Annotated in this window: 12 protein-coding genes; 4 read left to right on the top strand and 8 right to left on the bottom strand. The window is 43.8% G+C overall.

Translation table 11 applies throughout. The features are described 5' to 3' along the window. Positions 1–6 precede the first annotated feature (6 nt). From LSG34_RS10030 to LSG34_RS10015, 4 genes are read left to right on the top strand one after another with little or no spacing between them, the layout of a single operon-like run. Positions 7–534 (top strand): polysaccharide biosynthesis/export family protein, encoded by a 528-nt coding sequence (locus tag LSG34_RS10030; RefSeq protein WP_233008950.1) that lies wholly within the window; start codon positions 7–9, stop codon positions 532–534. Positions 535–536: 2 nt separating this feature from the next. Next, positions 537–2,726, top strand: coding sequence for a GumC family protein (locus tag LSG34_RS10025; RefSeq protein WP_233008949.1), 2,190 nt, complete (start codon positions 537–539; stop codon positions 2,724–2,726). Then, complete coding sequence (locus tag LSG34_RS10020; protein WP_233008948.1) at positions 2,726–3,451, top strand: tyrosine-protein phosphatase; 726 nt, start codon at positions 2,726–2,728, stop codon at positions 3,449–3,451. The genes LSG34_RS10025 and LSG34_RS10020 overlap by 1 nt, the downstream gene beginning before the upstream one ends. 10 nt (positions 3,452–3,461) lie before the next feature. Then, on the top strand, positions 3,462–4,214 hold the full coding sequence (locus tag LSG34_RS10015; protein ID WP_233008947.1) for a hypothetical protein: 753 nt from the start codon (positions 3,462–3,464) through the stop codon (positions 4,212–4,214). Between the two features lie 6 nt (positions 4,215–4,220). Here LSG34_RS10015 and LSG34_RS10010 read toward each other — a convergent pair whose 3' ends face one another. From LSG34_RS10010 to LSG34_RS09975, 8 genes are read right to left on the bottom strand one after another with little or no spacing between them, the layout of a single operon-like run. Continuing rightward, on the bottom strand, positions 4,221–5,222 hold the full coding sequence (locus tag LSG34_RS10010) for an acyltransferase family protein (protein ID WP_233008946.1): 1,002 nt from the start codon (positions 5,220–5,222) through the stop codon (positions 4,221–4,223). Next, positions 5,219–7,153, bottom strand: a complete 1,935-nt coding sequence (locus LSG34_RS10005) for an acyltransferase family protein (RefSeq protein WP_233008945.1) — start codon at positions 7,151–7,153, stop codon at positions 5,219–5,221. The genes LSG34_RS10010 and LSG34_RS10005 overlap by 4 nt, the downstream gene beginning before the upstream one ends. After that, entirely contained in the window at positions 7,150–8,358 is a 1,209-nt protein-coding gene (locus LSG34_RS10000) for a hypothetical protein (protein WP_233008944.1), read from the bottom strand. Before LSG34_RS10000 ends, LSG34_RS10005 begins: the two co-directional genes overlap by 4 nt. Beyond that, complete coding sequence (locus LSG34_RS09995) at positions 8,351–9,370, bottom strand: glycosyltransferase family 2 protein (protein ID WP_233008943.1); 1,020 nt, start codon at positions 9,368–9,370, stop codon at positions 8,351–8,353. The genes LSG34_RS10000 and LSG34_RS09995 overlap by 8 nt, the downstream gene beginning before the upstream one ends. Beyond that, on the bottom strand, positions 9,336–10,397 hold the full coding sequence (locus LSG34_RS09990) for a glycosyltransferase (RefSeq protein ID WP_233008942.1): 1,062 nt from the start codon (positions 10,395–10,397) through the stop codon (positions 9,336–9,338). Before LSG34_RS09990 ends, LSG34_RS09995 begins: the two co-directional genes overlap by 35 nt. A 1-nt stretch (position 10,398) precedes the next feature. Continuing rightward, on the bottom strand, positions 10,399–11,463 hold the full coding sequence (locus LSG34_RS09985) for a glycosyltransferase family 4 protein (protein ID WP_233008941.1): 1,065 nt from the start codon (positions 11,461–11,463) through the stop codon (positions 10,399–10,401). Next, positions 11,441–12,688: an oligosaccharide flippase family protein gene (locus LSG34_RS09980; protein ID WP_233008940.1), complete on the bottom strand. Its 1,248-nt coding sequence runs from the start codon at positions 12,686–12,688 to the stop codon at positions 11,441–11,443. The genes LSG34_RS09985 and LSG34_RS09980 overlap by 23 nt, the downstream gene beginning before the upstream one ends. 6 nt (positions 12,689–12,694) lie before the next feature. Beyond that, a complete protein-coding gene (locus LSG34_RS09975; RefSeq protein WP_233008939.1) occupies positions 12,695–14,050 on the bottom strand; it encodes a UDP-glucose dehydrogenase family protein in 1,356 nt (451 codons plus the stop codon). Between the last annotated feature and the right edge of the window lie 32 nt (positions 14,051–14,082).

Raw genomic sequence — 14,082 nt, 5'->3', positions numbered from 1 at the left:
TAGATTATGCAGCACTTTGTAGTTTGGCTTGTTGCCCTGTTAATTAGTTGGTCTTCCTGGGTAAGTGCCCAGGAGGACGCTAACTATTTATTAGGTCCCGGCGATAAAATCATTATTCAGGTGTACGGTGAAGAAGAGCTGAAAATAGAAACTCAGCTGACTGACAGTGGCAAAATTAATTACCCCTTCCTTGGCGAAATCATGGCCAAAGGACTTTCGATTAAACAGCTCGAAAGCCGTATTTATAATGGCCTGAAAGGTGATTATTTTGTTGAACCTAATGTTTTTGTCGGAATGGTGGAATACAGACCGTTTTTTATTCATGGTGAAGTGAAGTTACCTGGAGGCTACCCTTATCAACCGGGGATGACGGTCAATCAGGCGGTTGCTTTGGCTGGAGGCCTGACCGAGCGGGCTTCAAAAGAGAAGATATTTATTACCCGTGAAGCCAATAAAAGCAAACAAGAAAATGCCAACCTGAACACGAAAGTGAATGCTGGCGATACCATCACCATCGAACAGAGATTCTTTTAACTATGGCAGTAACGGACTTAGCAGGTGCGCCTTCGCAGCAGGAAACCATTGACCTGCGTAAATATCTTTCCATTATCAATATTCATAAGTGGCGTATTCTGAGTTTAGCTGTACTAGTGACCATACTGACGGTGCTGGTCATGCTCAACGTCAAATCCAGATATGCAGCAACAGCCACTCTGCTGATTGAAAGTCAGCAGGCCAATGCGGTGTCGATAGAAGAGGTGTACGGTATTAACTCCAGTCAGCAGGAGTACTACCTGACCCAATTCGAAATTTTGAAGTCACGCTCTATTGCAGAAGCTGTTGTTAATAAGCTGAACCTGCAGGATCATCCGGATTTTCTCGGAAAACCAGGTTTAATCAGCCGGCTTAAAGATCTGATCCCTTTTATTCCAAGCGCAGAAAGCAAACTGACACCTGAACAGCGTGAGCTCAGACAAAGAGATCAGCTGATTTCACAATTCCAGAGCAGACTGAACGTCAGTCCCATCCGAAAAACACAACTGGTTCAAATCAGCTTTGTCACCTATACCCCGGATCTTGCAGCTCAGGTTGCTAATGCTGTGGGTGAGGCTTATATCAATAGTCAGTTGGAAGCGAGGCTTGGCATCACGCAGCAGGCCGCCAGTTGGCTGGGGGGTCGCCTTGGTGAGCTGCGCGTACAACTGGACGAATCCGAAGCAAAATTACAAGCCTACAGAGCGAAGGAAGGTCTGGTTGATGTTGAGGGTGTTAGAGGTTTGGGTGCCAAAGAACTGGAACGATTGTCTGAAGCCCTGACCGAAGCCCGTAGCCGCAAAGCTCAGGTCGACGGTTTTATCCGTGTGATCAAACAATATGGCATAGACAATATTGAAAAACTGGAAAGCTTACCTGAAATTACTGCACACAGAGGGATCCAGGATGCAAAAAACCAGCTTATTTTGACTGAGCGTAGAGTGTCTGAGTTATCAAAAATTTATGGTGTAAAACACCCACGACTGATAGCTGCAAAAAGTGAATTGACGGCTGTACAGGAAAACTTAAGAAACCAGATTAAAAAACTGATTTCTGGTATAGAGAATGAAGCCCAATCTGTGCAGGAAAACGTCAGCTCACTGGAAGAGGAAATGGCAAAAGCCAAAAATCAATACCAGACGGTCAGCTTAAAAGAGACCACTTATCAAAGCCTTGAGCGAGAAGTTCTGACCAACAGACAGCTATTTGAAACCTTCTTATCCAGACAAAAAGAAACCCAGGCGACCAGTAATTTTAATTCGGCTCTGGCGCGTTTCACCGATCTTGCAACACCGTCGACTGAGCCTATCTCACCTAAACGTAAGCTGGTGGTCATTATCGCCTTTATCATTACGCTTGGCTTGGGCATGTTATTGGCCTTTTTGTTGGATGCATTAAACGATACGATAAAGTCGCCTAATGACGTCGAAAATCAATTGGGACAACGTACATTAGGTTTTATGCCTGACTTGCCTCATAAGAAAAATCAGGACTTGCCTCTCTATAGCTTTTTTAGCGATCAACACAAGCAATACGCCGAGGCGGTACGAAGTATCAGAACCAGTTTAATTTTGCTGGCGCTGGATAAACCCTTAAAGCTGATTGAAGTGACCTCAGCAGTACCGTCTGAGGGCAAATCAACCTCTGCGACTAATCTGGCATTTGCCTTTGGCCAGATGGAAAAAGTGCTACTGATTGATGCGGATATGCGCCGCCCTACGCTCGCAAAACGTTTTGGTTTACCTGCCTATCAACCGGGTTTGGCTAATTTAATAGCGGGCCGTGAACAAATTGACACCTGCATAGTGGCCGATGAAACCTCAGGTATCGATCTTCTGCCCGCTGGCAATGTCCCCCCTAACCCTCTGGAGCTTTTACTTTCTCCGCGTTTTGCCGAGCTGTTGGGCGAGCTGTCCGCAAGATACGACAGAATTATTATTGATACGCCTCCTGTTCAGGCCGTAAGCGACTCCTTAGTCGTTGCCAAACAGGCTGATGCTGTAGTCTTTGTGGTTGCAACAGACGAGACCCGTAAAGGAGCAATACAAAGTGGTATCGCCAAGTTACTGCAGACAGAAAACAACCTCTATGGCGTCATTCTGAATAAAGTGAATATGAAAAGAGTGGCGCAAAGTTATGGTGACTATAGCCATTATGGCTATTACCACTATTACAGCAACGAGAACAGCTGATGTACGACCTGCACTGCCATTTTATTCCGGGGCTGGATGATGGAGCCAGAACTGTAGAAGAGTCTATACAGCTGCTGAAAATGGCAGAACTTAATGGCATCAGTCATATTGTCAGCACCCCTCATATCAACCCGGGGCACTTTGACAATACCCTGGCCAGTATTCAGCACGGATTAACAGGCCTCAAAGTTGCGGCGAAAGAAGCAGGTGTGTCGGTGCAACTCGCTGCGGCTGCCGAAGTACGCTTATGCTCTGAACTACCGGGCTGGGTTGAATCAGGCAGCTTGCCTTATTTAGGCGAGTATCAGGGCTACAAAGTGTTGTTACTGGAGTTTCCGCACAGCCATATACCTGCAGGTGCAGACCGGCTGGTTAAGTGGTTATTGGGCAAACAGGTACTGCCGATGATCGCACATCCAGAGCGCAACAGAGATGTCCAAACGGATCTGAAAAAACTGCTGCCCTTTCAGCGTATGGGATGCTTGCTGCAACTGACCGCAAGTTCAGTGCTGGGTGATATGGGCGAAAGCAGTAAAGAGACCGCATTGCTGTTGCTGCAGCAAAAAGCGTTTCACATAGTCGCCAGCGACAGTCATAACCTGCAACGTCGTCCTCCCAAACTGGCCGAAGCACGGGATTATATTGCGGCCTTGTGCGGCATTGATTACGCCGAACAGTTAGTCACTGAACATCCAAAACGTATTAGTCATATTCACTTCAGTTAAGGGTTCGAGAATGCCAGAACGCCAACGTCGCACCCGCCACCAGAGTGCAAGCACTGTGTTGCATGGCAGTAGAGTGTCCCGTTTACTCGCCCTGCCGGCATTGTTGTTATTAGGCCTGACGGCCTGGCATATCATCCCGATAGGACTGGCAAGCGCCTGGTATTTTAAAGCCAATTACTTTGTCGAGCTATGGGTGAAAAATCAGCCATTGTTGACCGAAGAAAGCTGGAAGCAAGCCAGTGAAGCCATAGATAAAGCTATAGAGCTACATCCTAAACACCCCCACTATCTGCTGACCAAAGCCAAAATCAATGAATGGGGCTGGTACGCAGGTTTAATGACGACCAAAGAACTGGAACAGACTGAAACTTATTATAAAGAAGCCATTCAGGCCAGGCCTTTATGGCCTAATGCCTATGCTGACTATGCCTATTATCTGGGTGTGACCCAGTTCCGTATTACTGAAGCTTTTGAACAGTTAGAGCTGGCGAAAAAGTATGGTCCTTATATGCCTGAAACCTCGTTAAGAGAGCTGGCTTTAGGACTGTCCCGCTGGTCATTACTCAATGGCCAGCAAAAAACTGAGACTTTTTATGCGATGGATAAAGCGCTGCAAAGTGGTCAAAGCTCTTATTTTCAAAGCTTAAACATTATCAGAAGTACAGGAAAGGTTGAGCTCGCCTGCACCTATTTTCGAACATCAAAGAACAGCTTGCCTGAACCTATCAGGCAGCTGATCAAAGATGATCTTTGCGCAAAATAGTCCCGCTCAGCCAGTCAGAGTCTTTAACATCAGCTTCGCGTATTTTTCCCTTACTGAGGCCTTTGCAATAATAGCCTTCACTATCCTCACCTGAAGATACATACAAAGAATAGAGCAGCTGAGGATCAGCAGCCAGCGCAGTAGCCAGTGCCCGTCTATCAGCCCTAAAAATACGATGTGCCACAGGTAAATCCAGATCGAATTCGAGGAGACAAAAAGTATCAGGTTATTTAAATGTGGCACTGCAAACAACTGGGCATAAAACCGGGTTGAGCAATACAACAGAAAGCAAGTCACGGCCACTGCATAAGACAAATAATACAAACCTGGCGGGTATTTAAAATGTTGGGTGGACAAAATACCGCCGTCAGTTCGTCCTACCCAATAGAACATCACCATAAAGAGAACAATACAAAATACCGACGTCATTAAAACGCTGGCGTTGCTCTTGGTTTTGAACCTTAGTCCTAACAAAAAAACCAGGGAATAGGGGATCAGAAGTAACAGTGTTCTTAGTAGTTTATAGTCCTGATACAACTCCCGGCCTGCCCAGGAGATAAACAGATCGTAAAGAACTAAAAACAAAAAACACAGGCAGAAAAACATAGTATCAGAGCGGATCAACTGATTAAATTTATAGATAAAAGGCGAAACCATAGCAATGGACACAAACACCTGAATAATCCACAAATACTCCAGTCCCTCGCCTTCCACAAAAAGAAAGGTTAACAACACATAGTCCGGATCACTCGCTAAAGCAGAGTTGAATGCAAAAAAGAACAATAGAAAAAACCAGACAGGGATCACTAAGCGTTGCAGCCGTGCCATCACATAACTTAAATAGCCGCTATAAGACACGCCATAAGAAAACACAAAACCAGAACAAAACACCATCAATGGCACATCGAAGTTTCTCAGTTGGAAAATGCCACCGGGTGGGCCTGAGTGGGCCAGTATAATCATCACCAGCCCAACAAATTTCAGAAAATCAATACGCAGATCTCTCATTTCTGCTCTCCTTCTTTTAGCGAATTCAAGTCAGACACAAAGCTGGTTTCATTCACCAGATAGGCGGAGCCACTCTTGGTTAAATGGATGTAATCCTTAAACAGAGGCTTGTCGTTGAAACTGCTTATACAATGCCCGGAGTCAGCACAAAAATATCTGGATAAATTGATTTGCAGATACTGGGGGGGCAGCAGGCTTAACAGCTCTGTCGCTTCCCCGATCTGGACAGCTTTGAAATTGCACTGCTCTGTATTGGCGCCTGAGGCAACAGAGCGCACATAACAAAATCCTGGGTCAAAAGAAGACAAAGGGGGTGGAGAAATCACTACTACTTTCTTGCCAAGCTCTTCAAGGGCGGCAATAGTTGCAGTCAATCGCTGCAAAGCGATGCTGCGGTCATAGTTTTGGATCTGGTCATCGTAGTAATTCTTCGCATAGGAATAATCGAAGGTGGATGCCAGCACCACATACTTCAGCTCTGGCTGCGTTTTTATAAAATCAAACACAGCCTGATTATTTGCCATACATTTATTCGCCCATTTGCCGGTATGGTCATAACGAAGCACACTAAAATCTAAAACAGGCGGGCATGCACTCAAGGTTTTCTGCACAAATTTAAAGGCATTGGCTGCTTGCATACTGTTTGCGACATGCATCCCCAGTGAATCGCCCCAGACAATCCACTCCGGCTCTGCACTATTTTGACAGGCATCCGGGTTTAATTGGCCATTATCGCAAAGATCGGATAAGCCAAGGTTAGGTTTAACCTGTGCATCTACCTGCATTAACTGCGGGCTGTATAGCGTTGCTGGTTTATAAAGCACCAGCATTTTCAAAGTCACAAGACTTAGCAGCACCAGAAAAAAAGTGGCAAAAAACAACTTATAAATCATCGCTCTGTCCATACGGCTTTTTGACCTGAATGGTGACTCTATAAATCTGTAGGTCAGATAAGAGATCGCAAAGGTGATGGCGATGAGAAAAAATTTATACCAGATAGGGTTGGTGGAACTGTGGTTAATAAAATTGGAAAAAACCACAACAGGCTGGTGCACCATATATAAGCTGTAACTGATCAAACCTATATACACCAAGGCTTTATTGGCTAAAAGCTTATAAAACAGAAAGTCGGCTTTATTCAGCGCCAATATAAAAAATACCACTAAAGTGGGTGGCAAAGCCCAGGGACCGGGAAAAGGACTGCCTTTCTCATAACTCAGGATGAAATAAATCAGGATAAAAAACATCGAAAAAAGAAAAATATCAGCTTTTAACGGATGTCGTATCCCGTCAAATTTATCCCGGTAAAAATAGGCAAGCGCGCCCAGTAACAATTCCCAGCCGCGGGTTGGCAGTAAATAATAACTGGCCAGAGGTTTCGAATAGGACCCAACACAGGACAGCACATAACCCAGAATAAACAGCACAAAGAGCACCAAAAACACTTTGTTTTTTAACGCGGAGCGAAACAAATAAATCAGCAGAAAAGGGAAAACAATATAGAACTGCTCTTCAACGCTCAAACTCCAGGTATGCAACAGAGGCAATCGGTCAGCACCATCGTCAAAATAACCAAAGTTATTCCAGAAATAGATATTTGAAGCAAAAAATAATGAATAAACAGCGCTGTCCAGAAATGCAGAAAACTCTCTGGGGCTAAACAACAGCAAAGCAAAAATTAGACTGACCACCAGTACTGAAAAATAGAGCGGCATTAATCGCCGGATCCGGCGCTCATAAAAAGAAATGTAAGAGAAGCGCCCTTCCCTGATTTCTTCGACGATAATGGACGAAATTAAAAAACCGCTGATGACAAAAAATATGTCTACACCTACAAAGCCTCCCGAAAATACTTCAAAACCAAAATGAAAAAGTAGTACCGGGAGAATAGCGATCGATCTTAGCCCATCAATGTCAGCGCGATACTTCATGCTCCCCGCTCCCTGTTAAACTTAATAAGAGTAGCTATCGCCAACAGTCCAATAATACGTCCATCCAGCGGCACGTAAAAACACCAGGAAATGATCATAAAAATAAATAAAGACAGGTTCTTTCCACCAGCACCTTTAATCTTTGAAAAGCAAAAGGATAGAAACTTGTAGAATAAATATAAAAACACCCAGCCTGCATATATAAGCCAGTCAAAAAATAAGGTTTTTGTCGATACAGACTCCACGTTACCTACAATGAAATAGGTAACAACTTCGTCAAAATTAAATAAATTCGGAAAGTAATAATCTACAAAATTAATCACATCGGGGCCGAGTTGGTAGATCTGGTTAAAGTAGCCGGTAAACCCCACGCCAAAAGGCGAGACTAAAGCGCTGTAAATACCGGTAAATATCATTACCCCCCGGGTTGAGGAGCTATTGTACTTTTCGATATCGAGGATAAAGGCATCCAGCAGTACATAATAAAAGCCAAAAGAAAAGGCGAGAAAACCAACAATAAGAAAAGTGATTTTATTAAAGCCACTTTTGGCCAACACAAACTTTGAGATCACAACAGACAAACAAAAAGCCAGTAAGGCGCCTTTTGACGAGGTAAAAAGTAAAAACGAAACTACGACCACAATAGACAACAGATAATTCACGCTGAATACAATGGCCAGCAACATCACTGCCGTAACCACCTGAAACCCGAAGGTGCTGGCCTCCAGAGTAAAACCCCGCATCCGATCAGGCGAAAACGCAGCTGAGCCTTGTAAAAAGGATGGATTATTGACGATATCCGGGGCCACAAGGTTAATAAAAAACACCATGACGATAAGAATACCGGATATCTTGCTGGCGACTTTTAATTCAGCGTAATCAAAGGTTAAGAAGAAAACTAAAAACACAAAGGAGGCAAGATTAATCAGGAACAACCTCAATCCCCGGTCAAGCAAAAAGCCAAAATAAAGACTGTCTGCGAAGATAAATAAGTAGGCTAAAGAAAAAAACAAAACACCAAAGATAAAATAAATAATGCGTTTACCCACTATATCTATCGAATAAAAATTAAACAGCAAATACAAAGTGACTGCTGGGAATAAAGAAATAGCCAGAGGAGCTGTAAAAGCCCCCCCTATGGCACTGAGCGCGGTATTTTCGAAAACAAGAAAAAAACTGCTTAAATATAAAAGGATCTTACCCATGTACAGTCCTGTTCATTACTTTCGACAGGCGCTCAAACTGAGAACTTTTCAGCAAAACATCGAACACAATCACAAACAAGCCTTTGACAGAATATGGATAACGGCAACGTCCTATCGCTGCACCAAAGCGCTTCATTTGCTGCAATAAATCCAGATAGTCTGCAGCATGATTGGCTTTTGCCAGCTTCAGACTGCGGACATAGAGATTAATGAGGCAGGTTTTCAGAAAAAAATTGGCTTCAGATTGCAAAGCACCACTCAGATGAGCCTTACTAAGCTGCGATATTTGAGCAAAAGCAGACAGATGTTCAGTTTCCCGCTTGCCTTTAAAGGAGGAGATCACAGACCCCTGGCGGATATTGTAATAATAAAGCACATCCTCAAAACCTTTGACCTTCGCTGCAACGGCAAAGGCATTAAAGATAAATAAAACATCTTCGCTAAGACCGGTATCTTCGCTAAAACGCAGCTGATGCTGTTGCAAGAATTTCATGCTGAAAATAAATGAGCAGATATGAAAACTGTTTTTCTTCAGCAGGAAATGGGAAAACAGCTCTGTGCCATCAGCACTATTGATAATGTGACTAGTCTCTGCACCAGTCCCCTCATGCCTCGTGACATAAGAGTACTGATGAATATCCTTATCTGATGCCACCAGATCCCGCTGCATAATTTCAAACAGGTTATCCGGTATATCGTCATCACAGTCTAAAAACATAATGTAATCTGAGCTTGCGGAATCAATGCCCAGATTTCTTGCCGATGACACGCCGCCATTGGTCTTTCTTAAATAAGTCACCATAGGTGATACCGGCATCTGAGCTGAAAGGTCAGAAGCGGAGCCATCATCAATGACAATCACTTCAAACAAGTGATTCAAATCAACAGCTGCACCAGCGCTGATAGCGAGGATCCGTTCTATCAGTCGCTTTAAATAATCCCAGTCGTTATACACAGGAATAATGATGGAGCAGAGTTTAGAGTTCAATGGATAACCCCTTCCAGCTGTCATTGATCGCACCTTTTGAGGTTTCTTCGGCCAGCACCAAAGCGCGTTGACCAAAGCTGGTATAGACCTGCGTATTGCCAAGCACAGTGATGATTTTTTCAGACATAGCGGCTATGTCATAAGGGGGGATCAAATAGCCATTTTCACCATCGCGCACTATCCATTTAGCGGCAGGAAAGGTATCAAACAAAATGATGGGTAAGCCCTGGCTTCTGGCTTCCACCAGGGTTTGTCCGAAACCTTCATAGCGGGAGGTCATTAAGAATAATGAATACTCTTTATAAATTTCCTCTACTTTATTGGAAGAACCTTTATAAGTAATCCGGCTGTCGTGTGCTATCAGTGTCTTTAAATCAGACACTTCTTGCTCTGAACCATCCCCATAAATATCCAGGCTGTAGTCTGCCGGCAACAGACCCATCACCTCCACCATGGCTTTGAAGTTTTTCTGATCTTCAAAAACCCGCGCCAGCGTCAGTAATTTTTTCGACTGTGCGGGAATAGCACTCGCTTTCTCTATTTTACTGGCTCTGGGGATAATTTTTATTCTGGATTTAAACTGCGGATAAAGTGCACCGAGCTCAGCTTCATCGAAGGAGGTATAAACCGTAAAGTGATTGATATACTTGCCTCTGAGCGACATCGCCAGTTTGCCCAAAGGCGTAAAAATGATGTCCAGCCTGTTGGTCTGCACCATGATGACATTATTGGCTTTCAGCACAGCCCCTGGGATATACAAAAGATCGGTAGGATGAAAAACCAACAGATCCTCCCCTACAGGGGCAAGCTTTTTCAACTGCCGCCATAAATTCAATGCCGTTTTTATTTTTGCGACATACCCGGCTTTACTCTCTTCACCATAGCAAATGTAAGTTACAGCTGGGGATTCGCTGTAGACATGTTTGCCCGCTCTGTACTTAAAAAACTCGGTCACTCTGGCGCCAGTGCCTTTAAATAAGGACTGAACCTCCCGAATTAAGGTTTCAATACCACCCAATGAGGTGGATATGCAGGAATTCACTGTGATCATGTTATTTTCCCACCTGAAGGTCTTTGTACAAAGTTAATATCGAGGTCTTAAATTTCTCTGCGGTAAAACGCTGCAAAAATGACGCTTTGGCATTTAATTTCAACTCGCGAAACTTAACTTCATCGTCAAGTGCAGCAAAGATAGACTCTGTTGAGGCCAGATTATCCAGATCAAAAGTAAAGCCATTTAAAGGCGGTACAATCAGTTCAGGCAAAGCGCCTCTGTTAGAGCCAATCACAGGCACGCCCACACGAAAAGATTCAATCACAACAAAACCAAAACCTTCCCATCTGGAAGGGCAGATCAAGGCTCTGGCGCTCGTTAAAATACTGTTGATTTTGCTGCTGCTAAGCCAGCCAGCGACTATGATGCGGTCACTGTGAAAATCATTAGCCTCAAAATCGCCTATGACGACTATTTTGTAATGTGCCGGAAGGTAACGGGATAGTTCGTCTAAAAAGTCATAACCTTTCTGCTGGCTTTTCCGACCGATAAAAACAATGTACTTTTGCTGTTCTTCAGTTAAAAAATCCGGTTTAAAGTCAGGATCGAACTCATAAGATTCAGGAAGGGAGTTGTAAATAACGATGAGTTTTCTTTTGCTGATACCAATCCTGATGGCTTCGCTCATCTCGTAACCCGAGATACAGACTATTTTTGCGCTGAGCCAGGACAAACAAAGCTCAATAGCTGAATAGAGTTTTAATATGATTTTTCTCTTATCCATATTAAAGCTCCAGCCGTGAGAGCAATAAACAAACTTATCTTTCAGTGTTGGGTTGATGATGCAAAAAAGCCGGAGCAGTCCTGCAAAGGTACTGTGCAGGAAAATAATGTCCGGACTGTCATTTTTATAGACCCGATAAAAGGCTTTGAACATCGAGAGCAAACCAGACACACCGCGACCAGTTGAGCTAAAACCTATAGACTCACTCTCTATATAAGTACGCTGATTTTCAGGCAGCAAAAATAAATTAGTGCACTGAGCATCAGTCACATGGCTCAGCAAATTCAGATAAGTGGCTACACCACCTTTCACAGTTTCAGCTACGTGAAGGACTTTCATTGGCTCTCCATGGCATGATCATTCTTCTTTCCATATACCAGATATCAAAGAAGCAAATAAAAGAGACGGCGATAAACGAGGCTGAAATAAGTACTAATGAAGTTAAAAAGCTATCTGCGAAATAACCCAGCAGTATGGATACCAGCAACATAACCACCAGCATCAGATTAATTTTCAAATTTCGTTCGGGGTGCGAAAGTGCGTAATAAATGCCACCGCTGACGCTATACATGGCCTGGAAAGGAATAGAGATACTCAAGATGATCAGCATATCTTCAATACCGACCCACTGTTCGCCAATGATGAAGATAATGATGTCCCTTGCATTTAACTGGATGAGCAGCACCAGAAAAAAACCGCCGATCAAAAATATCGCACTTATTTTTAGCAAAAACCCCCGCAGCTCCTGAAAGCTTTTTAATTTTTTAACCAGGGGCTGGATGGCAGGTTGTAACGAAAATGCGATCAACATCACAGGGTATTTAGTGAGCTGATAGGCCCTGTCATACAGAGATAAAATTTCCAGACTAAACAGCTTGCCTATCACCAAATTGTCGCCAAAGCGGACAAAAAACGACAACAGGTTACTTAATGTGACATGGGTCGAAAATCCGGAGCTATCCGATGATTTCTGCCGTATCAGGTCAATGGCATTGCCAAAAAGCGCATGCTCTTTGAAGAAAAACCAGAGGATTAAAAAGCGGATGTAAGAGTAAGCACTGATCTTTATAATTAAAACGTTGATATCAAATGAATAAAAGTATCCATACGCTAAAGCCACACCAAGAGAAAGCAACTCAGCTGTGCATTCGACAACAGCGACTTTATAAAATCTGAGTTCTTTATACAGCACCCCGGTCAGACTTGAGGCGACACCATAAAACAGCAAGGCTGACATCAACAACAGCATAGCGCCGACACTGACGTCAATGCTGTAAAGCAAAGGCAGTAACACTAACAACAGCAGCATGACTGCAACACCAAGGGCTGACGTCAGAAAGGATTTTGCAATAATCCTTTTTTCATCAACACTGTTTTGTGCATTGATCACCTGCTGCATACCGCCCGCTTCCGCGACAATAATGCAGAAAAAATACAGGCTGTTGATAATCGCAAAAGCACCAAAATACTGCTTATCAACAAATCTGGACAACAGCATCAAGGTCAATAGCTGAAATGCGAACAGAGAGCCTTTCGAAAGAAAGCTTGCCACTAATCCTTTCATTGAACTCTACCCACGACCTATTGAATAATAGGTAATTCCCTCTCTTTTCATCGATGCTTGATCAAAGATATTTCTGCCATCAAAGATCACTGAATCTTTTAAATTACTTTTTGCAAAAGCATAGTCCAGCACCTTAAAGGCCTTCCATTCGGTGATGATCACTAAGGCATTCGCTTCCCGGACTGCGCCCTCTTTGGTACCAAGTAAAGACAACATAGCCCTGTCGCCATAAATCTTTTGTGTTTCATCCATGGCTTCAGGATCATAGGCCTGCACTTTTGCACCGGCAGCCCATAATTGTTCCATCAATACACGGCTTGGCGCTTCACGCATATCATCTGTATTAGGTTTAAAAGCCAGACCCCACAGCGCAAAGGTTTTGCCTTTTAAAATATCTTTGGTCTCGCCTTTTTCTGCTTTATCCCAGACACCGTAGTGCTTACAAATCATCTCAAACAGCTTTTCTTTCTGTTTGTTATTGACGTTTTCTACTGCATTCAGAATTTTTGACTCATAACCAAACTGAGCTGAGGTGCGCGCTAATGCCTGCACATCTTTAGGGAAACAACTGCCGCCATAACCACAGCCAGCGTATATAAAGTGGTAACCGATACGGGGATCCGAGCCTATGCCTTTACGAACATTCTCAATATCTGCCCCCACCCGCTCTGCAATATTAGACATTTCATTCATAAAGCTGATTTTGGTCGCCAGCATGCAGTTGGCCGCATACTTGGTCAGTTCGCTGCTACGTACGTCCATCACGATGATTTTTTCATGGTTCCGGTTAAAAGGTGCGTACACCTCACGCATAATGCTTTCGGCAAAGTCAGAACTGGTACCAATGACAATGCGATCCGGCCGCATAAAGTCCGCCACTGCGGCGCCTTCTTTTAAAAACTCAGGGTTGGAGACCACATCAAATTCAGCAGTAGAATTGCGATCTTTCAGCGCCTGTTGCATGACCTCCGTCACTTTGTCTGCCGTGCCTACAGGTACAGTGCTTTTATTGACCACCACTTTATAGCTGTTCATCAGCTGACCTATGGTTTTGCCCACAGCCATTACATATTGCAAATCTGCAGAACCGTCTTCGTCCGGTGGTGTACCTACTGCGATGTAAATAACCTCGGCATGCTGCACTGCCTCTTCAGCACTGGTGGTAAATCTCAGATTGCCTTGCGCCACATTACTTTTTACGACGCTCTCAAGACCAGGTTCATAAATCGGGATCCCTCCCAGTTTCAGGCTGTCAATTTTTGCCTGATTGACGTCCACACAAATCACATCGTGTCCAACATCAGCCAGACAAGCGCCAGTGACTAAGCCTACATAACCTGTACCAAAAATACTTAACTTCATGTGTTATCCCTTTAACTTTGAAGCAATGCGTC

This window comes from Rheinheimera faecalis, from assembly GCF_021290965.1.
Lineage (GTDB): Bacteria > Pseudomonadota > Gammaproteobacteria > Enterobacterales > Alteromonadaceae > Pararheinheimera > Pararheinheimera faecalis.
This window is presented reverse-complemented; position numbering and strand designations above follow the sequence as displayed.